This is a genomic window from Enterobacter sp. RIT637 (genome assembly GCF_019718755.1).
In the GTDB taxonomy this organism is placed as follows: domain Bacteria; phylum Pseudomonadota; class Gammaproteobacteria; order Enterobacterales; family Enterobacteriaceae; genus Enterobacter.
Genome location: NZ_JAIHAZ010000006.1, coordinates 1 through 23,368, shown reverse-complemented (window position 1 = coordinate 23,368; position 23,368 = coordinate 1). Strand labels below are relative to the sequence as shown.

General features: G+C 53.1%; 26 protein-coding genes and 1 other annotated feature. Of the genes, 14 read left to right on the top strand and 12 right to left on the bottom strand.

All coding sequences use genetic code 11. The annotated features are described in order from the left end of the window. Nucleotides 1-40: 40 nt before the first annotated feature. Complete coding sequence (gene nadK, locus K5E19_RS11270) at nt 41-919, bottom strand: NAD(+) kinase (protein ID WP_042717523.1); 879 nt, start codon at nt 917-919, stop codon at nt 41-43. Nucleotides 920-1,041: 122 nt separating this feature from the next. Here nadK and grpE point away from each other — a divergent pair, with 122 nt between their 5' ends. Beyond that, nucleotides 1,042-1,635 (top strand): nucleotide exchange factor GrpE, encoded by a 594-nt coding sequence (grpE, locus tag K5E19_RS11265; RefSeq protein WP_221551259.1) that lies wholly within the window; start codon nt 1,042-1,044, stop codon nt 1,633-1,635. A 50-nt stretch (nt 1,636-1,685) separates the two neighbouring features. On the opposite strand, the gene K5E19_RS11260 is transcribed toward grpE, so the two are convergent. Further along, nucleotides 1,686-2,972: an HlyC/CorC family transporter gene (locus K5E19_RS11260; RefSeq protein WP_221551447.1), complete on the bottom strand. Its 1,287-nt coding sequence runs from the start codon at nt 2,970-2,972 to the stop codon at nt 1,686-1,688. Nucleotides 2,973-2,990: 18 nt separating this feature from the next. Further along, complete coding sequence (locus K5E19_RS11255) at nt 2,991-3,782, bottom strand: inner membrane protein YpjD (RefSeq protein ID WP_041951454.1); 792 nt, start codon at nt 3,780-3,782, stop codon at nt 2,991-2,993. A gap of 166 nt (nt 3,783-3,948) precedes the next feature. On the opposite strand from K5E19_RS11255, the gene ffh reads away from it, so the two are divergent. The 7 genes from ffh (at nt 3,949) to K5E19_RS11220 (ending at nt 9,521) form a co-directional block, all read left to right on the top strand. Beyond that, entirely contained in the window at nt 3,949-5,310 is a 1,362-nt protein-coding gene (ffh, locus tag K5E19_RS11250; protein WP_221551257.1) for a signal recognition particle protein, read from the top strand. A gap of 271 nt (nt 5,311-5,581) precedes the next feature. Then, entirely contained in the window at nt 5,582-5,830 is a 249-nt protein-coding gene (rpsP, locus tag K5E19_RS11245) for a 30S ribosomal protein S16 (protein WP_003863133.1), read from the top strand. 15 nt (nt 5,831-5,845) lie between these two features. Beyond that, nucleotides 5,846-6,385, top strand: coding sequence for a ribosome maturation factor RimM (gene rimM, locus K5E19_RS11240; RefSeq protein ID WP_021241995.1), 540 nt, complete (start codon nt 5,846-5,848; stop codon nt 6,383-6,385). A gap of 31 nt (nt 6,386-6,416) precedes the next feature. After that, nucleotides 6,417-7,184: a tRNA (guanosine(37)-N1)-methyltransferase TrmD gene (trmD, locus tag K5E19_RS11235; protein WP_221551256.1), complete on the top strand. Its 768-nt coding sequence runs from the start codon at nt 6,417-6,419 to the stop codon at nt 7,182-7,184. Nucleotides 7,185-7,227: 43 nt separating this feature from the next. Next, entirely contained in the window at nt 7,228-7,575 is a 348-nt protein-coding gene (gene rplS, locus K5E19_RS11230; RefSeq protein WP_002914145.1) for a 50S ribosomal protein L19, read from the top strand. A gap of 132 nt (nt 7,576-7,707) precedes the next feature. After that, a complete protein-coding gene (locus K5E19_RS11225) occupies nt 7,708-8,112 on the top strand; it encodes a DUF2946 domain-containing protein (protein WP_221551255.1) in 405 nt (134 codons plus the stop codon). Between the two features lie 38 nt (nt 8,113-8,150). After that, the gene (locus K5E19_RS11220; protein ID WP_221551254.1) at nt 8,151-9,521 is read left to right on the top strand and encodes a PepSY domain-containing protein; all 1,371 of its coding nucleotides are present in this window, start codon (nt 8,151-8,153) and stop codon (nt 9,519-9,521) included. Nucleotides 9,522-9,523: 2 nt separating this feature from the next. Here K5E19_RS11220 and K5E19_RS11215 read toward each other — a convergent pair whose 3' ends face one another. From K5E19_RS11215 to K5E19_RS11200, 4 genes are all read right to left on the bottom strand, one after another. Continuing rightward, nucleotides 9,524-10,006, bottom strand: a complete 483-nt coding sequence (locus K5E19_RS11215; RefSeq protein ID WP_108416517.1) for an OmpA family protein — start codon at nt 10,004-10,006, stop codon at nt 9,524-9,526. A 13-nt stretch (nt 10,007-10,019) separates the two neighbouring features. Further along, on the bottom strand, nt 10,020-11,240 hold the full coding sequence (gene dgcN / locus K5E19_RS11210; protein WP_221551253.1) for a diguanylate cyclase DgcN: 1,221 nt from the start codon (nt 11,238-11,240) through the stop codon (nt 10,020-10,022). Then, nucleotides 11,233-11,769, bottom strand: coding sequence for a YfiR family protein (locus tag K5E19_RS11205; protein WP_409334603.1), 537 nt, complete (start codon nt 11,767-11,769; stop codon nt 11,233-11,235). The genes dgcN and K5E19_RS11205 overlap by 8 nt, the downstream gene beginning before the upstream one ends. Nucleotides 11,770-11,922: 153 nt before the next feature. Beyond that, nucleotides 11,923-12,297, bottom strand: coding sequence for a DUF2799 domain-containing protein (locus K5E19_RS11200; protein ID WP_221551251.1), 375 nt, complete (start codon nt 12,295-12,297; stop codon nt 11,923-11,925). A 214-nt stretch (nt 12,298-12,511) separates the two neighbouring features. Here K5E19_RS11200 and aroF point away from each other — a divergent pair, with 214 nt between their 5' ends. Genes aroF through K5E19_RS11185 form a run of 3 tightly spaced genes read left to right on the top strand, consistent with a single transcriptional unit; the run spans nt 12,512 to nt 15,646 of the window. Further along, nucleotides 12,512-13,582, top strand: a complete 1,071-nt coding sequence (gene aroF / locus K5E19_RS11195) for a 3-deoxy-7-phosphoheptulonate synthase AroF (protein ID WP_010434135.1) — start codon at nt 12,512-12,514, stop codon at nt 13,580-13,582. Between the two features lie 10 nt (nt 13,583-13,592). Next, complete coding sequence (gene tyrA, locus K5E19_RS11190; RefSeq protein WP_126544790.1) at nt 13,593-14,714, top strand: bifunctional chorismate mutase/prephenate dehydrogenase; 1,122 nt, start codon at nt 13,593-13,595, stop codon at nt 14,712-14,714. Between the two features lie 59 nt (nt 14,715-14,773). Continuing rightward, on the top strand, nt 14,774-15,646 hold the full coding sequence (locus K5E19_RS11185) for an SMP-30/gluconolactonase/LRE family protein (protein ID WP_221551250.1): 873 nt from the start codon (nt 14,774-14,776) through the stop codon (nt 15,644-15,646). Here the strand turns inward: K5E19_RS11185 and pheA are convergent. The 4 genes from pheA to bamD form a co-directional block, all read right to left on the bottom strand. After that, the gene (gene pheA / locus K5E19_RS11180; RefSeq protein WP_010434130.1) at nt 15,643-16,803 is read right to left on the bottom strand and encodes a bifunctional chorismate mutase/prephenate dehydratase; all 1,161 of its coding nucleotides are present in this window, start codon (nt 16,801-16,803) and stop codon (nt 15,643-15,645) included. The two genes, K5E19_RS11185 and pheA, sit on opposite strands and share 4 nt — an antisense overlap. A gap of 30 nt (nt 16,804-16,833) precedes the next feature. Continuing rightward, nucleotides 16,834-16,959: a sequence feature (Phe leader region), on the bottom strand. Continuing rightward, nucleotides 16,911-16,958, bottom strand: a complete 48-nt coding sequence (gene pheL / locus K5E19_RS11175; RefSeq protein WP_100249759.1) for a pheA operon leader peptide PheL — start codon at nt 16,956-16,958, stop codon at nt 16,911-16,913. Its footprint overlaps the feature before it by 48 nt. A gap of 110 nt (nt 16,960-17,069) precedes the next feature. Then, a complete protein-coding gene (gene raiA / locus K5E19_RS11170) occupies nt 17,070-17,411 on the bottom strand; it encodes a ribosome-associated translation inhibitor RaiA (protein ID WP_008502470.1) in 342 nt (113 codons plus the stop codon). A 269-nt stretch (nt 17,412-17,680) separates the two neighbouring features. Next, nucleotides 17,681-18,418 carry an outer membrane protein assembly factor BamD gene (gene bamD / locus K5E19_RS11165; protein ID WP_010434129.1) on the bottom strand — a complete coding sequence of 246 codons (738 nt, stop codon included), beginning with the start codon at nt 18,416-18,418 and terminating at the stop codon, nt 17,681-17,683. Nucleotides 18,419-18,549: 131 nt separating this feature from the next. Between bamD and rluD the strand changes: the two genes are divergently transcribed. The 3 genes from rluD to clpB all read left to right on the top strand — a co-directional run bounded on the left by rluD (nt 18,550) and on the right by clpB (nt 22,961). After that, entirely contained in the window at nt 18,550-19,530 is a 981-nt protein-coding gene (rluD, locus tag K5E19_RS11160) for a 23S rRNA pseudouridine(1911/1915/1917) synthase RluD (RefSeq protein ID WP_221551249.1), read from the top strand. Continuing rightward, entirely contained in the window at nt 19,527-20,258 is a 732-nt protein-coding gene (yfiH, locus tag K5E19_RS11155; RefSeq protein WP_221551247.1) for a purine nucleoside phosphorylase YfiH, read from the top strand. The genes rluD and yfiH overlap by 4 nt, the downstream gene beginning before the upstream one ends. A gap of 129 nt (nt 20,259-20,387) precedes the next feature. After that, the gene (clpB, locus tag K5E19_RS11150) at nt 20,388-22,961 is read left to right on the top strand and encodes an ATP-dependent chaperone ClpB (RefSeq protein ID WP_221551245.1); all 2,574 of its coding nucleotides are present in this window, start codon (nt 20,388-20,390) and stop codon (nt 22,959-22,961) included. A gap of 144 nt (nt 22,962-23,105) precedes the next feature. Here the strand turns inward: clpB and K5E19_RS11145 are convergent. Beyond that, nucleotides 23,106-23,368, bottom strand: a 263-nt coding sequence (locus tag K5E19_RS11145) for a hypothetical protein (RefSeq protein ID WP_221551244.1), incomplete at its 5' end; no start/stop codon positions are given.

Below are 23,368 nucleotides of genomic sequence, written 5' to 3'. Positions count from 1 at the left end.
ATAAACTGGTTTTTTATACAGTAAAGCGCTGGATGCAAAATCAGAACAATTTTTTTGACCAGCCGAGCTTCGAGCTTAATGTGTTGAAATAGCTGTAATCTTTCGGATGGATGAGATTCAGGTGGTAATCGCAGCGACGGATAAGCACATCTTCGCCTTCCTGAATCGGCAGCGCTATCTGGCTGTCGCAGCTGATCTCCAGGTCGTTACGACGGTGTGAGAAGCGCAGACGAATCGTACTGTCACCGTTAATCACCAGAGGACGCGCCGAGAGCGTGTGCGGGAACATGGGCACCAGGGTAATGGCATCCAGTGATGGCGTCAGGATTGGCCCGCCAGCGGAAAGCGAGTAGGCGGTAGAGCCTGTCGGCGTTGAGATAATCAGCCCGTCAGAGCGCTGCGAAAAGGCAAAGATTTCGTCGATATACACTTCGAACTCAATCATGTGTGCCACTTTACCGGGATGGAGAACCACCTCGTTGATCGCGGTGCTGATGCGCTTCTGGCAGTCCTGCTGGCACACCTGCGCTTCCAGTAAAAAACGTTTTTCGCTGATGTAGTGCCCTTCCAGCACGTCAGCCAGTTGTTGCTGGGCGTTATCCGGGTCGAGATCGGTTAAAAAACCGAGATTGCCACGGTTGATGCCAATGACCTTGATATCATAACGCGCCAGCGTGCGGGCCGCGCCAAGCATGTTGCCGTCGCCGCCCACCACCACGGCGAGATCCGCCTGCTGTCCAATTTCTGCCAGCGTGCCGGTTTTAACGCCCTTCAGCTGCAGCTCCTGAGCAATCTGCTGCTCGACCATCACTTCATAGCCTTTGCCACACAGCCAGCGATACAACATTTCATGTGTCGTCAATGCGGTAGGGTGACGCGGATGCCCGACGATCCCAATACACCTGAAATGATTATTCATTTTCTGGAGGTCCTTGTGCCTGATGAATGATGACAATCTGTCTTGTTCCCTTGAATCCCGGAAACTGATCCCCATAATAAGCGAAGTTAGCGAGATGAATGCAGAAAAACGCGGAGAAATTCATGAGTAGTAAAGAACAGAAAACGCCTGAGGGGCAAGCCCCTGAAGAAATTATCACGGAACAGCACGATGAAGTTGAGGCTGTAGAGCCGGAAGCGTCTGCTGAGCAGGTGGACCCGCGCGATGAAAAAATTGCCAACCTGGAAGCCCAGCTGGTAGAAGCGCAAAATCGCGAACGCGATGGCGTGCTGCGTATCAAAGCGGAAATGGAAAACCTGCGTCGACGTACCGAGCTGGACGTTGAGAAAGCGCATAAGTTTGCGCTGGAAAAATTCGTCAATGAACTGCTGCCGGTAATCGACAGTCTGGATCGCGCGCTGGAAGTGGCGGATAGAGCCAATCCAGACAACGCGGCGATGATCGAAGGTATCGAACTGACGCTGAAATCCATGCTGGACGTGGTGCGTAAGTTTGGCGTGGAAGTGATTGCCGATACCAATGTACCGCTGGATCCAAACGTTCACCAGGCGATCGCGATGGTGGAATCTGAAGAGATTGAAGCCGGTAAAGTACTGGGTGTGATGCAGAAAGGTTATACCCTGAACGGCCGTACCATTCGTGCGGCAATGGTGACCGTGGCGAAAGCGAAAGCGTAATCTGCCATTCGTAGTGCCGGGTGGCGGCATCGCCTTGCCCGGCCTACATTCTATTCGGCAATACTTTCCCGAAGTGGCTTAACGGGCAGGACTTTCACCTGCTTAATCATATTGTCCTGCACGTCCAGGATATCAATATCATACTGTTCAATACGCACTCGCGTTCCTGCTGCCGGGATCTCTTCCAGCGCTTCCAGAATCATTCCATTCACGGTGCGCGCTTCATCTTCCGGTAAATGCCAGTTGAAGGCTTTATTGAGTTCACGGATGTTCGCACTGCCGTCGATCAGCACCGAGCCGTCATTTTGCGGGGTGACTTCTTCGGCAAGGGAAGGCGACATGGATGTGGTAAAGTCTCCGACAATCTCTTCCAGAATATCTTCGACCGTCACTAACCCCTGAATATCGCCGTACTCATCGACCACCAGACCGACTTTCTTCTTATTACGCTGGAACTTCACCAGCTGTACGCTGAGCGGTGTCCCTTCCGGCACGTAGTAAATCTCGTCGGCGGCGCGCAGCATCACCTCTTTGGTGAACTCTTTTTTCTCGGTCATTAGACGATACGCCTCACGCACGCGGAGCATGCTGATGGCGTCATCCAGCGAATCGCGATACAGCACGATGCGCCCGTGCGGGGAGTGCGTCAGCTGGCGGACGATGGCTTTCCAGTCGTCGTTGATATCAATCCCAACGATCTCGTTACGCGGCACCATGATGTCGTCCACGCTGACTTTTTCCAGATCGAGTACCGACAACAGCATGTCCTGATTGCGCCGGGAGATCTGCGAGCGGGATTCATTCACGATGGTGCGCAACTCGTCTTTGCTCAGCGCGCTGCTGATGGTGACGTCTGCTTTGATACCGACCATGCGCATCAGCATGCGGGTGACCATATTCAGCAGCCAGACCAGCGGCATCATCAGGATCAGCAGCGGTGCCAGCAGGAAACTGCTCGGGTAAGCGACCTTTTCCGGGTAAAGCGCGGCGATGGTTTTGGGCAGTACTTCGGCAAACACCAGCACTACAAACGTCAGCACCCCGGTGGCAATCGCGACGCCTGCGTTGCCATACAGGCGCATCCCGACGATGGTGCCCAGCGCAGAAGCGAGTATGTTCACGAGGTTGTTGCCGATAAGCACTAGGCTAATCAGGCGATCCGGCTTACGCAGCAGCTTTTCGACACGACGGGCGGCACGGTTACCCTGTTTGGCGCGGTGACGTAACCGGTAGCGGTTGAGCGTCATCATGCCGGTTTCCGAGCCTGAGAAATAGGCGGAGATGACCACCATGATGATCAGGGTGACGATCAGCGTGGTGGTGGAGATGTGTTCCAGGGGGAACTCCTTTGTTACTTAGCCAGCAAATTGCTGTATGAAGCGACTTCCAAAATAGGCGAGGGTAAGAATGCCCGCGCCCGCGACGTTGAACCAGACTACGCGACGACCGCGCCAGCCTTCATGATAATGGCCCCACAACAGGACAATATAGACAAACCACGCGATGATGGAGAGCACCGCTTTATCGATATTCTCCACGCTGAACAGGTTCTTCATGTAAAACAGACCGGTGCAGAGCGTGAGCGTGAGCAGCACCACGCCGACCTGAGTGATGTGGAACATCTTACGCTCAATGACCATCAGCGGCGGCATTTCGTGATTGAAGGCCAGCTTTTTGTTCTTCAGCTGGTAATCAATCCAGGCGAGCTGCATGGCGTAAAGCGCCGCAATAATCAGCGTCGCGTAGGCAAACAGCGACAGGCCGATATGCACCAGCATCCCCGGCGTCGCTTCCAGATGGGTAATGAACTCATTGGGCATAAACGTGGCTAACGCCAGATTGATCAGCGCGAAGGCATAAACAATCGGCAGCAGAAGCCAGCCGCGGTTTTTGGACGCAACAATGGTCATCACCGTACAAATCATCAGGCTGACCAGTGAGCCGACATTCAATACGCTCAGGTTTTGCACGCTGCCGTCGCCAGGAATAATGCGAGACTCCAGCGCAAAAGCATGGCTTATCAGTGCTATCACCGCCGAAAGAACAGCCATGCGCCGCCAGCCGCTGTTTTTTTGCAGCAGGCCGGGAATGATCAGCGCGAGGCTGACAGAGTAGGCAACAAGGGCGATCAGTGCGAAAACAGGCATATAGGCGTCGACAGTTGTCTTAATAAGAAAGATAAGCAGTATAACGTTACGTGACGCGTGCTCCAACCGTTGCATAACAACAAAGCTGCCTTCATGTTATACTCCGGCAAAATTCTGTGTATGTGTCGCTTAAGCGACCCAACGTTTCTACCCCAGGCGAGAGACAATGTTTGATAATTTAACCGATCGTTTGTCGCGCACGCTGCGCAACATCAGCGGCCGCGGACGCCTCACCGAAGAGAATATCAAGGAAACGCTGCGCGAAGTGCGCATGGCGCTGCTCGAAGCAGACGTTGCGTTACCGGTCGTGCGTGATTTTATCAACCGCGTAAAAGAAAAAGCGGTTGGACATGAAGTTAACAAGAGCCTGACTCCGGGTCAGGAGTTCGTCAAAATCGTTCGTAACGAGCTGGTTTCGGCGATGGGCGAAGAGAACCAGGTGCTTAACCTGGCGGCTCAGCCACCGGCCGTGGTGCTGATGGCGGGCCTGCAGGGGGCAGGTAAAACGACCAGCGTTGGTAAGCTGGGTAAATTCCTGCGCGAGAAACACAAGAAAAAAGTGCTGGTGGTCTCTGCGGACGTTTATCGCCCGGCGGCGATCAAACAGCTGGAAACACTGGCAGAGCAGGTTGGCGTGGATTTCTTCCTGTCAGACGTAGCGCAGAAGCCTGTCGACATCGTTAACGCGGCGCTGAAAGAAGCGAAGCTAAAATTCTATGACGTGCTGCTGGTGGATACCGCCGGTCGTCTGCACGTCGACGAAGCGATGATGGACGAAATCAAGCAGGTGCATGCCTCTATCAACCCGGTAGAGACCCTGTTTGTTGTTGACGCCATGACCGGTCAGGATGCGGCGAATACCGCGAAAGCCTTCAACGAAGCGCTGCCGTTAACCGGCGTGGTGCTGACCAAAGTGGACGGCGACGCCCGCGGCGGTGCGGCGCTCTCCATTCGTCATATCACAGGTAAGCCAATCAAGTTCCTCGGCGTCGGCGAGAAAACCGAAGCGCTGGAGCCGTTCCACCCGGATCGTATTGCCTCCCGAATTCTCGGCATGGGCGACGTGCTGTCGCTGATCGAAGATATCGAAAGCAAGGTTGACCGCGCACAGGCTGAAAAGCTCGCCAGCAAGCTGAAAAAGGGTGATGGTTTCGACCTGACCGACTTCCTTGAGCAGTTGCGTCAGATGAAAAACATGGGCGGCATGGCCAGCCTGATGGGCAAACTGCCGGGCATGGGTCAGATCCCTGACAACGTAAAATCCCAGATGGATGACAAGGTGCTGGTGCGTATGGAGGCGATCATCAACTCGATGACGCTGAAAGAGCGTGCGAAGCCAGAAATCATCAAAGGTTCCCGTAAACGCCGTATCGCAGCCGGTTGCGGCATGCAGGTGCAGGACGTAAACCGCCTCCTGAAACAGTTCGACGACATGCAGCGTATGATGAAGAAAATGAAGAAAGGCGGCATGGCGAAGATGATGCGTGGCATGAAAGGGATGATGCCACCAGGATTCCCTGGCCGTTAAAAACAAGGGTATAAGGCTATCTTGTTTGCCATTTTAGCTCCGGGGTGTGCTCGAAATGCTCACGTACTACGTGTACGCTCCGCTTTCTGCGCGCACGCCGGAACTAAACTGGCTGCACCGATATACGCCTTCTATCCCTTGTTTAATGCCTGGTATCAAGATGCTGATTGCATTTTCCCCAGAAATCAGTAAAATTTTCGGGCTTTTAATATGACACCCGGGCTCCGTTCCTCGATGGGGCCCGGTTGTTTTATTCACACAAGAGGATGTTATGGTTACTATTCGTTTAGCTCGTCACGGCGCTAAAAAGCGTCCGTTCTACCAGGTTGTTGTGACTGACAGCCGTAATGCACGCAACGGTCGCTTCATCGAGCGCGTTGGTTTCTTCAACCCACTGGCCGCTGGCGCAGAAGAAGAAACTCGTCTGGATCTGGATCGTATCGCTCACTGGGTTGGCCAGGGCGCTACTGTTTCCGATCGCGTTGCTACGCTGATCAAAGCAGCAAACAAAGCAGCTTAATCTGTCACGGTGGTCATGATGAGCAATAAAGCACCTGTTGAACCGATCGTATTGGGAAAAATGGGTTCTTGCTACGGTATCCGTGGTTGGCTCAGAGTGTTTTCCTCCACTGAAGACGCTGATAGCATTTTTAATTACCAGCCCTGGTTTATCCAGAAAGGCGGTAAGTGGGAAGAGGTCGAGCTGGAAAGCTGGCGTCACCACAATCAGGACATCATCATCAAGCTGAAAGGCGTTGACGATCGTGATGCCGCGAATGCGCTGACTAATTGTGAAATTGTCGTGGATTCGTCGCAGTTGCCACAGCTGGAAGAGGGCGACTACTACTGGAAAGACCTTATGGGTTGCCAGGTAGTCACTACCGAAGGCTACAGCCTGGGGAAAGTCATCGATATGATGGAAACCGGGTCAAATGACGTTCTCGTCATTAAGGCAAACCTGAAAGATGCATTTGGCATCAAGGAGCGGTTGGTTCCGTTCCTCGATGGACAGGTTATCAAGAAAGTCGATCTCACTACTCAAACCATTGAAGTAGATTGGGATCCTGGTTTTTAAATTCTCCGGATAAACGGTAAAAGACGGCGCTATGTGGATTGGCATAATTAGCCTGTTTCCTGAAATGTTCCGCGCGATTACCGATTACGGGGTAACTGGCCGGGCAGTAAAGAATGGCCTGCTGAGCATCCAGAGCTGGAGTCCTCGTGACTTTACTCATGACCGGCACCGTACCGTGGACGATCGTCCTTACGGCGGCGGACCGGGGATGCTAATGATGGTGCAACCCTTACGGGACGCCATTCACACAGCAAAAGCCGCGGCAGGTGAAGGCGCAAAGGTGATTTATCTGTCACCTCAGGGACGCAAGCTTGATCAAGCGGGCGTGAGCGAACTGGCGACGAATCAAAAGCTGATTCTGGTCTGTGGGCGCTACGAAGGGATAGATGAGCGCGTAATTCAAACCGAGATTGACGAAGAATGGTCTATCGGCGATTACGTTCTCAGCGGTGGTGAGTTACCCGCAATGACGCTGATTGACTCCGTCGCCCGGTTCATTCCGGGGGTACTGGGCCATGAAGCTTCGGCAACGGAAGATTCTTTTGCCGATGGGTTGCTGGACTGTCCACACTATACTCGTCCTGAAGTGTTAGAAGGGATGGACGTCCCGGCAGTGTTACTGTCTGGAAACCATGCCGAGATACGTCGCTGGCGTTTGAAACAGTCGCTGGGCCGAACCTGGCTTAGAAGACCTGAACTTCTGGAAAACCTGGCTCTGACTGAAGAGCAAGCAAAGCTGCTGGCCGAGTTCAAAACTGAACACGCGCAACAGCAGCATGAACATGATGGGAATGCGTAATACGCTCCCGAATATCAGTTTACCCAGGATAAGAGATTAAATTATGAGCAACATTATTAAGCAACTTGAACAAGAGCAGATGAAGCAGGACGTACCTTCCTTCCGTCCAGGTGACACCGTGGAAGTGAAAGTATGGGTTGTTGAAGGTTCCAAAAAACGTCTGCAGGCATTCGAGGGCGTGGTTATCGCTATTCGTAACCGCGGTCTGCACTCTGCATTCACTGTTCGTAAAATTTCCAACGGCGAAGGCGTTGAGCGTGTCTTCCAGACTCACTCTCCGGTAGTTGACAGCATTGCTGTTAAACGTCGTGGTGCTGTACGTAAAGCTAAACTGTACTACCTGCGTGAGCGTACTGGTAAGTCTGCTCGTATTAAAGAGCGTCTGAACTAAGATTCGCTTAAGCGACATCCTGTTAGAAAGGGCTGGCCGAAAGGCTGGCCCTTTTTTTATCCCTGCGCATCTCTCACGTTAACCCTTTCGTCATAAATCATTTACAATGCTTGCCTCTTGAGTGGAGGGGAAGTGGATAACGTACTGCATCAGCCTAACCGGAAACGCGCAGCGGCATTGACCGCGCTGTTTGCGATCCTGCTGATCGTGGTCGCGCCGCTTATCTCTGTCTCGCTGCAAAAAGATCCCATGAGTTCCATGCCGGGCATGCATCATGACATGAGCATGATGTCGATGGATGACCATCATGGCGATATGCAGCATTCCATGCCTGTCGACCATGCGGAAGCCTGCGGCTACTGCGTGCTGTTAGCGCATGTCCCTGGCGTGATGCTGGCGCTGATCGTCCTGCTCAGCGCGGTGCTGCAAAGGCTGCGCGTTAAGCCGCCGCGTCAGGCGGTCAGCCACTGGCACTTTTTCCCCTGGCTTTACCCTGATACCCGCGCGCCGCCGCGGCAGTCTGCTTTTTCCCTTTAAAACTAAACCGATAACTTTTTGCCTTAAAAAGGAAAAGTATGACTACCTGCACTCCGCGCGCGGCATGGGGAAACCTGCTGCGTCGCCTTCATTTCTACGTTGGGCTGTTTGTCGGCCCGTTTATCTTCTTCGCCGCGCTGACCGGTACGCTGTATGTAGCGACCCCGCAGCTGGAAAGTGCGCTGTACCGGCACGCCCTCCACTCGGATAGCCTGGGCGAACGGCAGCCGTTGGCGGAACAAATTGCCGTAGCGCAAAAAACCGTTGGTTCAGAGCTGCGTTTGCACGCCGTGCGTCCGGGGCTGGCTGAAGGCGAAACCACCCGCGTGATGTTTGCTGATCCATCGCTTGGTCCATCGGAACATCGCGCTATCTTTGTCGATCCGATAAGCCTGACGGTGCTGGGGGATATGACGGTGTACGGCACCAGCGGGATTTTACCGCTGCGTCAAACCATTGATTATCTGCATACCTCGCTGATGCTGGGCGATGTCGGGCGGCTCTACAGCGAGCTGGCTGCCTCGTGGATGTGGGTCGCCGCGCTGGGCGGCATTGCGCTGTGGTTTTATACCCGACCCAAACGGCGCATTAACAACCCCTTTCAGAACCGACGTCGAGTGCATGTAGCCTTAGGCTGGACGCTGCTGGGCGGAATGTTGTTATTCTCAGCAACCGGCCTGACCTGGTCCCAGTGGGCCGGGAGTAACGTTGATAAGCTGCGGGCTGAGATGAACTGGCTGACGCCGCAGGTAAATACCATGCTTTCCGGTACGCCAATGGTTATGGATGAACACGCCGAACATCGGGGTCATCATGGCGGAACGATCGTGCCGGAAATGGCAATGGATCTGACGCAGTTTGATGGCGTGCTAAGCGCGGCGCGAAAAGCGGGAATTGATGCTAACAAGCTTGAGATCCGCCCCGCCAGTACCTCCGATCGGGCCTGGACGGTGACGGAAATCGATCGCAGCTGGCCAACGCAGGTTGATGCCGTTGCGGTTGATCCCAATACGATGCAGGTCATGGACAGAACCCGCTTTGAGGATTTCCCCTTAATGGCAAAACTGACGCGCTGGGGCGTAGATTTCCATATGGGTATCTTATTTGGGCTGGTGAATCAGCTGCTGCTCGTTGCGTTCGGGCTTGCCCTTTGCGTGCTCATCATCTGGGGATACCGGATGTGGTGGATGCGTCGTCCGGCGAAGTCTCATGCGAACCCGGTGCAGACGCTTTGTCAGAGCTGGCCGGCGCTGTCATTCTGGGGGAGGACGGTCACGATAGTGGTTAGTGCTCTGCTGGGGCTGGCGTTACCGGTGATGGGCGTTAGTCTGTCCTTGTTTATATTTATCGACTGGCTACGCTGGCGAGCGGCGTCAGGCGTGTCGCTCGCCGAATCCTCCGTTAAATAGCCTTATGGCGTGCTGATGACCACCGCGACCCGGCGATTTTCAGCGCGCCCTTGCGAGGTGCTGTTGCTGGCAACAGGATATTTTTTGCCTAATCCCCGCGTAGTGAGGTTACTGCGTGGGATATTCGCACCCTTCGCCCAGGTGTCTGCAACGGCATTCGCGCGTTTTAACGAGAGCGCTTCGTTATAGCTATCCTCGCCATAATTATCCGTGTGACCGTCCATCCGGGCGTGGTTCAGACCGGTTGCCGCCAGACGCGAGGCCATAGTCTGGATCTGCGTTTCGCTCTCCGGGCGCAGTCTTGCGTCATTTTTATCAAACAAGATTTTATCCGACAGCCCCAGGGACCAGTCGCCATTCAGTTCGTTAAAGCCGTAAGACTTCATCGCCGCAACTTGTTCTGGTGTGAATTTACCTGGCGGTGTCTGGCAGCCTGCCAGGGCCAGCGATCCGAGTAACAAGGGCGCGATATATCGCTTTAACATAGTGCATTCCTTTCTAAGTTATTGTTTTTGTACGCTGATTCTTGACCAGGTACATATTGCGGTCGGCTTGCTCCAGTAACGCTTCCACGGAGGCATTTTCCCACGCCAGAGCGAAGCCAATGCTGAGTGACAATGATGCGGTTTGTCCGTTATGCAGATCAAACGGACGGATAAACTGCTGCGACAACGCAGCACAAATACGTTCAACTTCATGCTCGGAATGGACGCCGTACAGCACCATGGCGAACTCGTCGCCGCCGAGGCGGTATGACTGATGACGTTTATCACCAAACTCAACCATCCTGCTCGCGACTTCTATCAGCACGCCGTCACCTGCCGCATGTCCCCAGGTATCGTTGATAAACTTGAAGTTATCTCCATCGAGGAAAAGCAGAGCCGAGTTTGCCTTTGCCGATGAATCGTTCATCAGTGCCGCAATGCTATTACGAAACGCGGCGCGGTTGGCCAGCCCGGTCAAGGGGTCGTGCATGGCAGTACGCAGTAACTGTGCATTCTTTGCCTGAAGCTTAAGCTGCCACTCTTCCATCTCATCCAGCAGGCTGTTGAAGTCTTCACCAAACTGGTGAAATTCTTCAATACGGCCTTCCGTCACCCGACGGGAAAAATTACGGTTGGCGCGCACGTCATGGACGACGTCGGTAATATTTTGCATCTCCGTCACCATACCGTGATGCAGGGAACGCGTAATGGTAAGCGCAACGGTAGAAGCCAACAGAATGCAGCCGGTCAGCACAGCAAACGACAGCCAGATAAAGTGGCTGATAAGGCTGTCTCGTGCGGTAAGGCGAATTTCGCCGATCGTCGTGCCGTTATGTATGATCGGTTGTGCAACAGGAACAGGAAACAGCCAGCGACTGACCAGCGCACCCAGGGTGTCGGTGTTGTCTTCCGGATCCCATGACCAGTAAGCGAAACGCTTTTGGTGGGCATTGAGAACTTCGGCCACGGCAAATTGCCCCTGTTTTCCCAGGGCGGCAAGTGTTTCATTGGCCGCGAGTGAATCATTGAAAACCAGCGAGGCTTCAAGGCTGTGGCTCATGGTCGAGCCGGTGAGTTCGAGATTCTTTTGCGCGTATTGCTTTAATGTCACCACGGAAGCGAAACACAGCAACAACCATATAAATGTCATTGTAATGATGACGCTTATCATGCTGATCCGTCGCAACGTTCTTTTAAACGTCGGACGCGATGTAGAGTCGAAATCCTTATTCATGCTTTGTATTCCGTGCAAGCATTAATACATCTGGATTGACGCGTACGCCACTGCGCGTCAGTGCATCCAGATTGACGGAAAACCTGACCTGGTTCTGTTCTGTTATCAGGCAAAATGCGCTGCCAATAACACATTCAGGATTTTGCTCTGAGATTAATAGCAACGCTCGGCCCTGATATTGACTAATTAATTCAAGTTGTTTTGCAGGCGATTCAGCCCCGAAATAAATAGCATCGCACGTCGCGGAGAGTGCTTCCCGATCGTTATGTACAATGACAGGCGTATAAGGTAACGGGTTTTGCGCATCTTCACTGCTGAGTACATGCGTATAGTGAGACGAGGCATAAATACAGAGCTTAGGCTGCCCGGAAAGCGATGGCCATCGGGTATAGCTCACAATACCGGAAACAATCGAACGCACCGATTTATCGGTATCTGTGAACGGTGCTGCCGTCGCTGGGCCTGCCGTAAAGAACAGCATTATCACCAGAGTGAATCGGAACAAAGAGATCAAGAATAAATTTCTCACCAGATTCCGCCACACTGCTCTGGAAATAGATGTCCTTAAGAGTTGTTGGCAGAATACCATTGTTTATCAATGCCGTCATTATGTCAGAAAAATCGCAGATCAGACTTAAGCTAAATCCTACAGTTGCTTATATCTGGAAATTAAAAGCTAGACTCAATTAAGTCTGCTGGTACTCATACTTTCATCCATCCCTTTTTGCCATGACTCATGCAGTTTTGCTGCATTTTCGGCAGTATCACAACTGGCAGGAAAAGATTTACCTGCTAATCCCCATGCGTGAATAAAACCCTCTTCACACACTTTCTTCTGACCGTCAGTATAACCCCGGAGATATTCACTCCGATCGACATGGGGGTCGTTAAAACTATCGGCCAAGGTTTGATTATCTTTAACCGGCAGGCCATTCATGGCGTCTTCTTTACCTGCATCAAACCAGGATGGGCTGGTCCAGTCGGGCTGGAAGGTGTAAGGATTGATCTGACAGCCCGTTAAAAACAGCGACAACAGCGCGAGAGCAATTGAACGCATAGCCATTCTCCTTTTTTCTTCAGCATAGCCTGGCTAAAGAAAATCCGTCTGTAATTTAAAGTTTACATTTTTACCGGCTGATTTTTGCATTAAATTGGTTTGTGTAAACTAAAGTGTACGTATTTTGGATTGAAATGTTTACTTTTTATGGTATCGTGGTTTCACCTCATTGAGGAAAACAACTATCGCAAACGAGCTTTACAGGATCGCCATCATGCAAAAAGACGCGCTGAACAACGTACATATCACTGACGAACAGGTTTTAATCACTCCGGATCAGCTGAAAGCGGAATTCCCGCTGAGCATTGCGCAGGAAGCTCAAATCGAGCATTCGCGCCAGACCATTTCTGACATCATCGCTGGCCGCGATCCGCGCCTGCTGGTGGTTTGCGGTCCTTGCTCCATTCACGATCCTGAAACCGCCATTGAATATGCTCGTCGATTTAAAGCATTAGCGGAGGAGGTCAGCGATAGCCTCTATCTCGTGATGCGCGTCTATTTTGAGAAGCCACGTACTACCGTTGGCTGGAAAGGGTTGATTAACGATCCGCACATGGATGGCTCGTTTGATGTAGAAGCAGGTCTGAAAATTGCGCGTCGCTTGCTGGTGGAACTGGTGAGCATGGGGCTGCCGCTGGCAACCGAAGCGCTGGATCCGAACAGCCCGCAGTACCTGGGCGATCTGTTCAGCTGGTCCGCGATTGGTGCGCGTACCACGGAATCACAAACCCACCGCGAGATGGCGTCTGGCCTGTCGATGCCGGTCGGTTTTAAAAACGGCACCGATGGCAGTCTGGCGACGGCGATTAATGCGATGCGCGCTGCCGCCATGCCGCACCGTTTTGTCGGTATCAACCAGGCGGGCCAGGTGTGCCTGCTGCAAACGCAGGGCAACCCCGATGGCCATGTGATCCTGCGCGGCGGTAAAGCGCCAAACTACAGTCCGGCAGATGTCGCGCAGTGTGAAAAAGAGATGGAGCAGGCGGGACTGCGCCCGGCACTGATGGTAGATTGCAGTCATGGTAATTCGAATAAAGATTACCGTCGTCAGCCTGCGGTTGCGGAATCGGTGATCGCACAGATTAAAGATGGCAACCGTTCCATTATCGGTCTGATGATTGAGAGCAACATTCATGAAGGCAATCAGTCATCGGAACAACCGCGTAGCGCAATGAAGCATGGCGTCTCCGTGACGGATGCCTGCATCAGCTGGGAAACCACCGATGCGCTGCTGCGTGAGATCCACAAAGATTTGAACGGCCAGCTGGCGACGCGTCTGGCTTAAGAGGGTAGTTATGGTTGCTGAATTGACCGCATTACGCGATCAAATTGATGAAGTGGATAAGGCGCTGCTGGATCTGCTGGCGCGCCGTATGGCACTGGTTGCTGAGGTCGGTGAGGTCAAAAGCAAATACGGCCTGCCGATTTACGTCCCGGAGCGCGAAGCCTCTATGCTCGCCTCCCGCCGTAAAGAGGCTCAGGCGCTGGGCGTTTCGCCGGATTTGATTGAAGATGTCCTGCGCCGCGTGATGCGCGAATCTTACTCCAGTGAAAATGACAAAGGCTTTAAAACCCTTTGTCCGTCGCTGCGCCCGGTAGTGATTGTCGGCGGCGGCGGTCAGATGGGACGTCTGTTTGAAAAAATGCTGACGCTTTCTGGCTACCAGGTACGCATTCTGGAAAAAGAGGACTGGGGACATGCTCCGGAACTCATGAAAGATGCCGGAATGGTTATTGTCAGCGTACCGATACACGTGACGGAGCAGATCATCGGCAAGCTTCCTCCTTTACCGGATGATTGCATCCTGGTGGATCTGGCTTCCGTCAAAAATGGGCCGCTGCAGGCGATGCTGGCCGCGCATACTGGCCCGGTACTGGGTCTGCACCCGATGTTTGGCCCGGACAGCGGCAGCCTGGCTAAGCAGGTGGTGGTTTACTGCGACGGTCGTCAGCCGGAAGCATACCAGTGGTTCCTGGAACAGATTCAGGTATGGGGTGCGCGACTGCACCGCATTAGCGCGGTTGAGCACGATCAGAACATGGCTTTCATTCAGGCGCTGCGCCACTTTGCGACCTTTGCTTATGGTCTGCATCTGGCGGAAGAGAACGTGCAGTTAGAACAGCTGCTGGCGCTCTCATCACCTATCTACCGCCTGGAACTGGCGATGGTTGGGCGCCTGTTTGCTCAGGATCCACAGCTTTACGCGGACATCATTATGTCCTCCGAAAACAACCTCGCGCTCATCAAGCGCTACTATCAGCGCTTTGGCGAAGCCATTACGCTGCTGGAGCACGGAGACAAGCAGGCGTTTATCGACAGCTTCCGCAAGGTCGAGCACTGGTTTGGCGATTACGCTACGCGCTTCCAGAGTGAAAGCCGGACGCTGTTGCGCCAGGCAAATGACAGTCGCCAGTAATGCGATGATGTATATACTGAAAGCCAGCATTGCTGGCTTTTTTCATTTTGGGGACTGTCATGGCTGAACCACAGTTGCTGTTGAATTACACCGGACATTTGCCAGAGTGTCCGACGTGGAGTGCGGAGGAGAATGCACTTTACTGGGCGGATATTCTGGAAGGGGAGATCCATCGTTATCATCTGCCCACGGCAGAACACACCGTTCTTTCATTCCACGAAGAGGTGGGCTGTTTCGCACTGCGCGAGCGTGATGGGTTTATTGTGGCGATGCGTACGGGGATCTGGCTGACCGATAAACATGGTCTGCTCCGGCGCAAGGTGTGCGATAACCCGTCCAACCCGCAGCTTGCTCGTTTTAACGATGGGGGCACCGATCATCTGGGACGGTTCTATGCAGGCACGTTTTGGGGGCCGGGAGATTATAACGGCGCCATGCTGATGCGTATCGATAACGACCTGACGCCGAAAGTGATCCAGTGCGATATTCACGGACATAACGGCTTAGCGTTTAGTCCGGATAAGCAGTGGATGTTTACCTCAGACACGCCAAACGGCGTGATCTACCGTACGCCGCTTGATGAGCAGGGCGAACCCGGCAGGCGTGAGGTGTTTCGTCAGTTTAAAGAGGGCGAAGGGATACCGGACGGCGCGGCCATGGATGTGGAAGGCTGCTACTGGAGCGCGCTGTTTGACGGCTGGCGTATTGCGCGTTTTTCTCCGCAAGGGGAGCAACTGGAAGAATACCGCATGCCGGTACGTTGCCCGACGATGGTCTGTTTTGGCGGCGATGACATGAAAACGCTGTTTATTACCACTACGCGGGAAAATATGGATGCGGAGGAGGTGGCGAAGTACCCGCTCTCCGGTGCCATTTTCACCCTGCCCGTCAACGTGGCAGGGATGAAGAAAAGCCGGTTTATCGAACGTTAAGCCGGGTCAACCGGGACCACGTTCTCGCTCGGGTAGCAGCCGAGCACTTTCATGGAGCGGGTGATTTCGCCGAGTTCGCGCAGGGCTTTCTGCATGGATGCAGATTCCAGGTTGGCCTGGATATCGAGGTAGAACATCTCTTCCCACGGATTGCCGTGGATTGGACGTGATTCCAGCTTCGTCATGATCAGGTTGTGATTACGCAGTACCAGCAGCGCTTCAACCAGTGCACCTGCCTGCTGGCCGGTGGCCATGAGCAGGGTCGTTTTTGCCGGAACCTGATCCGAGACATCAATAGCTTTACGCGCCAGCACCACGAAACGGGTGATGTTTTGCGTCTGGTTTGCAAGATTGCGTTCAAGCACCTGCAGGCCATACAGCGCACCACCCGCTTCGCTGCCGAGCGCGGCGACGGTTGGGGAGTTAGCCTGCGCCACTTTTTCCATCGCCGCCGAAGTGCTTTCGGTGTACTCAATTTTCCAGTTCGGATAGCGGTTCAGGAACTGGCTGCACTGCTGGAACGGTTGAGGATGGCTGTAAACCGTCTCAATTTTGCTTAAATCCGTTGAACCGGAGACCAGCACGCAGTGGTCAATTGGGATTGTCAGCTCGCCAACCAGCGACAGGCTGGTGTGCTGGAGCAGATCGTAGACATCATTAATGGCGCCGGAACTGGTGTTCTCAATAGGCACCACGGCGTAATCCGCCTGGCCGGTTTCTACCTGATTGAAAATATCAGCAAACTTCGCACAGCCGCTCTCAATGAACTCTTCGAAATGACGGGCTGCGTACTGGCGCGCAGCCAGGTGGGAGTAGGAGCCTTTTGGACCGAGGAACGCGACGCGTGCAGAGTGCGGGTTGGTTTTGTTCAGATGCTGCTGGAGTAACGCTTGCTGGGTGAGAACGGAGTCTTCGATGATGAGCTGGAACAGACGGGTGATGTAGTGGGCATCCAGATGATGCGCTTTGCCGAGCTGAATCAACCGTTCCAGTAAATCGCGCTCGCGGTCAATATCGCGCACGGGACGGTGAGAGTCCAGCTTGGCTTTACCAACTTCGACGGCGAGGGCGCGGCGTTCAGCCAACAGCGCCAGTAATTTCTCATCCAGGGCGCTGATTTTAACGCGCAGATCCAGTAACGGGTTTTCCGGTGTCATAGTGTTGTCTGTCTCGTTTTATCGTTATCAATAAAAAAGGCCTCCCGCTGTGGGAGGCCTTATTGTTCGTCTTCGCATTCTTTATCACACGACGAAACGCCTCCCAGTCAGGGGAAGGTAAAAAAGAATGCGAAGAAGAACGGCGTAAGTTTCATGAAGTCACCCTGTGATTGATACCGTTAAAGTACCCGTACTGTTTTCACCCTGTCAATAAAAAACAAAAAACGCGCCCGAAGGCGCGTTGGCGGTACACTCAATTTAAAGGATTACTCTTCTTCAACTTCTTCCGCGAAGCTGGCGTCTTTCACCGATGTTGTGGCGCGACGGGCTTCACCTTTGTGTTGCACTTTATTGAGCTGCCGTTCCAGCTTGTTGATCAAATCGTTAATGGCGGTGTACATATCTTCATGTTTTGCGCTGGCGACCAGATGGCCGTTTGGAGTATTGATAGTTGCGTCAGCGATGAAACCCTGTGGTTCCTTGGACAGAATGATATGTGGGTTAATCAAATGTGTTTGCCATTTATCCAGTTTGGCGAGACGGTCTGCGACGTGCTGGCGAATTGCCGGAGTAATTTCCATTTGTTTACTGGTAATGTTCATTGTCATAAATTTTACCTCTTGTCTTTCCGTCTTGGTGATTCCAGCATACCCGACCTAATGTCAAAATGTGTGATTTAGATCACGTTATTTTGTCGGTTTTTGTCAGGGAATCTTTTTTGTGAGGCAGGGCAGGAAGAGGTGAGATATACCTTGTCGAAGGCAAAAATTGGGGCCATAGTTGACTGGATGTGTTGAGGCTAACGCGCTTCAGCGACGCTCTAAAATGAATAAAAAAACGGCAGCCTTCGGGCTGCCGTTTTGCATTGACGTTTCTGTCAGGTGTTGCTGCTGTTCGCGGCGATGATTTTCGCCACTTTTTCAGCCTGCGACGTCATCTGCATTTGACGATACGCATTTTCCATCAGCTTCAGGCCATCGCGCGTTGCCTGAGTATCCGGGTAGTCACGCAGCATGCCTTCAACACGGTTAACCACGGCAACCCAAGCGCCACGGCGAGTGTAATATTCAGCCACGGAGTATTCGTATTTCGCCAGACGATCTTTCAGGAACACCAGACGCTTGGTGGCATCGGTAATGTACTGACTGTTCGGGTAGCCGCGCACCAGCTTGGAGAAATCATTGAAGGCATCACGCGCGTGCTGCGGGTCACGGTCAGAACGATCCACGCCGAAGAAGCCCTGCAGCGCACTGTCATCCAACGCCATGTTGGTCAGGCCGCGCATATACATGACATAATCGATGTTAGGATGAGTTGGGTTCAGACGCATGAAGCGATCGATGGTGGCCTGAGCCAGCGGAAGATCGGCATTTTTATAGTACGCGTAGATAAGATCTAACTGTACCTGCTGTGAATAGGGACCAAATGGATAGCGATTATCCAACGCTTCCAGTTGCGTTATCGCCTGTTTCCAGTTACCGTCCTGCAACTTTTGTTGTGCAGTCGCATAGATTTCATTCGGCGGATTGTCAGGGACCTGTTCATTTGAACCGGAGCAGCCCACCAAAGCCAGGCTCAACGTGGCCGCTGCCACCAGATATTTCATGCGCGTCATGACGTTTTGACTTTCCTCAAATGTTTGTCCGGGAGAAACTCTGTTCCTGCTCCCGATTAAGACCAGCTACAATAGCACACTATATTAAACGGCAAAGCCGTAAAACCCAACGTTAAACGAAGAAGCAGTTTATGGCACAACGAGTAGAACTCACCGCAACAGTCTCCGAAAATCAGCTCGGTCAACGCTTAGATCAGGCTTTGGCCGAATTGTTCCCTGATTATTCGCGTTCACGCATAAAAGAATGGATCCTTGACCAGCGCGTGATGGTAAACGGCAAGATCTGGGACAAACCAAAAGAGAAAGTGTTAGGTGGGGAAGCTGTCGCCATCAATGCTGAAATCGAAGAGGAAATCCGCTTCGAGCCGCAGGATATCCCACTGGACATCGTTTATGAAGATGATGACATTCTGGTGATCAACAAGCCGCGTGACCTGGTTGTTCATCCGGGCGCGGGTAACCCTGACGGCACGGTGCTGAACGCACTTCTCCATTATCATCCGCCAATCGTTGATGTACCGCGCGCCGGTATCGTGCACCGTCTGGATAAAGACACCACGGGTCTGATGGTAGTGGCAAAGACCGTTCCCGCTCAGACACGTCTGGTGGAATCTCTGCAGCTGCGCGAAATCACTCGTGAATATGAAGCGGTAGCCATTGGGCATATGACCTCTGGCGGCACGGTGGAAGAGCCTATCAGCCGCCACCCAACCAAACGTACTCATATGTCGGTGCATCCGATGGGTAAACCGGCGGTGACGCACTATCGCATTATGGAACACTTCCGTATTCATACGCGCCTGCGTCTGCGTCTGGAAACCGGGCGTACTCACCAGATCCGCGTGCATATGGCCCACATTACCCATCCGCTGGTGGGCGATCAGGTTTACGGTGGCCGTCCGCGACCGCCAAAAGGCGCGTCTGATGAGTTCATTTCTGTGCTGCGTAAGTTTGACCGTCAGGCACTGCACGCAACCATGCTGCGTCTTTATCACCCGATTACGGGGATTCAAATGGAATGGCATGCGCCGATCCCACAGGATATGGTGGAACTTATCGACGCCATGCGCGCTGACTTTGAAGAACATAAGGATCACGTGGACTGGTTATGACCAAACTTATTGTTCCGGAGTGGCCGCTGCCCGAAGGCGTGGCTGCCTGCAGTTCGACCCGAATCGGCGGTGTGAGCCAGGGCGCGTGGGAGTCGTTGAACCTCGGCGCGCACTGTGGTGACAACCTGGAACACGTTGAAGAAAACCGTAAACGTTTGTTTGCTGCGGGCAAGTTACCGTCGAAACCGGTCTGGCTTGAGCAGGTTCACGGTAAGGATGTCTTGACGCTGTCGGGGGAACCCTATGCGTCTAAACGTGCCGATGCCTCATACAGCAACACGCCGGGAACGGTTTGCGCCGTGATGACCGCTGACTGCCTGCCGGTTCTGTTCTGTAACCGTGCGGGCACCGAAGTCGCGGCAGCCCATGCGGGTTGGCGTGGTCTGTGTGAAGGTGTGCTGGAAGAGACGGTCGCCTGCTTTAACGATGAGCCAGACAATATCATCGCCTGGCTCGGCCCGGCCATTGGCCCCCGTGCATTTGAAGTGGGACCAGAGGTCCGCGAAGCATTTATAGAAAAAGATCCGCAGGCAGCGGATGCTTTCCTCCCGTCCGGGGAGAAATTCCTGGCCAATATTTACCAGCTTGCGCGCCAGCGCCTGAATAATGTCGGCGTGACGCAGATCTTTGGCGGCGATCGCTGTACATTCACCGAAAAGGGTGATTTTTTCTCTTATCGCCGCGACAAGACGACGGGGCGTATGGCAAGTTTCATTTGGCTGATATAACCTAAAGAATCAAGACGATCCGGCACGTGCCGTTTTCTTTTCACATAATTCAGGTCATTAACCTTGAATAATTGAGGGATGACCTCATTTAATCTCCAGTAGCAAATTTGACCTGTAATGGGAGGAGTTATGCGTCTGGATCGTCTTACTAATAAATTCCAGCTTGCTCTCGCCGATGCCCAGTCTCTCGCACTGGGGCACGACAACCAATTTATCGAACCTCTTCATTTAATGAGCGCCTTGCTGAATCAGGAAGGGGGATCGGTACGTCCTTTATTAACGTCCGCTGGCATTAATGCTGGCCAGCTACGCACAGCTATCGATCAGGCGCTGAGCCGTTTACCGCAGGTAGAAGGCACCGGCGGCGACGTGCAACCGTCTCAGGATCTGGTGCGCGTGCTGAATCTTTGCGACAAGCTAGCGCAAAAACGTGGGGACAACTTTATCTCGTCAGAGCTGTTTGTTCTGGCGGCGCTTGAATCACGCGGTACCTTAACCGACCTGCTGAAATCTGCTGGTGCAACCACCGCCAATGTGACTCAGGCGATTGAGAAAATGCGCGGAGGTGAAAGCGTGAACGATCAGGGAGCCGAAGACCAACGTCAGGCTTTGAAGAAATTTACGGTCGATCTGACCGAGCGTGCTGAGCAGGGCAAACTTGACCCGGTGATCGGCCGTGATGAAGAAATTCGCCGTACGATTCAGGTACTGCAACGTCGTACCAAAAACAACCCAGTGCTGATTGGTGAACCGGGCGTTGGTAAAACCGCCATCGTAGAAGGATTGGCGCAGCGTATTGTTAACGGCGAAGTGCCGGAAGGGCTGAAAGGCCGCCGCGTGCTGGCGCTGGATATGGGCGCGCTGGTGGCGGGGGCGAAATACCGCGGCGAGTTCGAAGAGCGTCTTAAAGGCGTGCTTAACGACCTGGCGAAGCAGGAAGGCAACGTCATTCTGTTTATCGACGAACTGCACACCATGGTCGGAGCGGGTAAAGCAGACGGCGCGATGGACGCCGGGAACATGCTGAAACCTGCGCTGGCGCGTGGTGAACTTCACTGCGTTGGTGCCACCACGCTTGACGAGTATCGCCAGTACATTGAGAAAGATGCTGCTCTTGAACGTCGTTTCCAGAAAGTGTTTGTTGCTGAGCCAAGCGTTGAAGATACCATCGCGATCCTGCGTGGTCTGAAGGAGCGCTATGAGCTGCACCACCACGTGCAGATCACTGACCCGGCCATCGTGGCGGCGGCGACGCTTTCGCATCGTTATATTGCTGACCGTCAGCTGCCGGACAAAGCGATTGACCTGATCGACGAAGCGGCATCGAGCATTCGTATGCAGATTGACTCGAAACCTGAAGAGCTTGACCGACTCGACCGACGCATCATTCAGCTCAAGCTGGAGCAGCAGGCGCTGAAGAAAGAGTCTGATGAAGCCAGTAAGAAACGCCTGGATATGCTCAATGAAGAACTGGACGATAAAGAGCGCCAGTATTCAGAGCTGGAAGAAGAATGGAAAGCCGAGAAAGCGTCTCTTTCTGGCACCCAGACGATCAAAGCAGAGCTCGAACAGGCAAAAATTGCCATTGAGCAGGCGCGTCGCGTCGGCGATCTGGCGCGTATGTCTGAACTGCAGTACGGCAAAATCCCTGAGCTGGAGAAACAGCTTGAGATTGCGACTCAGTCCGAAGGCAAAACGATGCGTCTGTTACGCAATAAAGTGACGGATGCGGAAATTGCTGAGGTGCTGGCGCGCTGGACCGGTATTCCGGTGGCACGCATGCTCGAAGGCGAGCGTGAGAAACTGCTGCGCATGGAGCAGGATCTTCACAATCGGGTTATTGGCCAGAATGAAGCGGTTGAAGCGGTATCGAACGCTATTCGTCGTAGTCGTGCAGGACTTTCCGATCCTAATCGTCCAATCGGTTCGTTCCTGTTCCTGGGGCCAACCGGTGTCGGTAAAACCGAGCTGTGTAAAGCGCTGGCTAACTTTATGTTCGACAGCGACGACGCGATGGTGCGTATCGATATGTCTGAGTTTATGGAGAAACACTCCGTCTCGCGTCTGGTCGGTGCGCCTCCGGGATATGTCGGTTATGAAGAAGGCGGTTACCTGACAGAAGCGGTTCGCCGCCGTCCTTATTCCGTCATCCTGCTGGATGAAGTGGAAAAAGCACACCCGGATGTGTTCAACATTCTGCTGCAGGTGCTGGATGATGGTCGACTGACCGACGGGCAGGGGAGAACGGTCGATTTCCGTAATACGGTAGTGATTATGACGTCTAACCTGGGTTCCGATTTGATTCAGGAACGCTTCGGTGAACTGGATTACAGCCATATGAAGGATCTGGTACTCGGTGTGGTCAGCCATAGCTTCCGTCCGGAGTTCATCAACCGTATAGATGAAGTGGTGGTCTTCCATCCTCTCGGTGAGAAACACATCGCGTCAATTGCGCAGATCCAGCTGCAGCGTCTGTACAAACGTCTGGAAGAGCGTGGTTATGAAATTCACATCTCCGACGATGCGCTGAAGCTGCTGAGCGAGAATGGTTACGATCCGGTTTACGGGGCTCGTCCATTGAAACGAGCTATCCAGCAGCAGATCGAAAACCCGCTGGCGCAGCAGATCCTTTCCGGGGAGCTGATTCCTGGCAAAGTTATTCGTCTGGAAGCCAACGACGATCGCATTGTGGCAGTGCAGTAAGTCACAAAACGCAAAAACGAGCCGCTCGCGGCTCGTTTTTGTTTAAAAACCAGGCGAAAATTGAGGCGTGGGATGTGTTTTGCCTGGAAAGTGAGCGGTCAGTAAATAATTTTCACTTTATCCTTGCAGCTTCGGAATTACTCCCTATAATGCGCCTCCACTGACACGGAACAACGGCACACACGCCGCCGGGTCAGCAGAGAAAAGCGAAAATAAATGCTTGACTCTGAAGCGGGAAAGCGTAATATGCACACCCCGCGCCGCAGCGAAAAGCGAAGCGGCACTGCTCTTTAACAATTTATCAGACAATCTGTGTGGGCACTCAAAGTGACATGGATTCTTAATGTCTTCGGACAATAAATGAATACCAAGTCTCTGAGTGAACATACGTAATTCATTACGAAGTT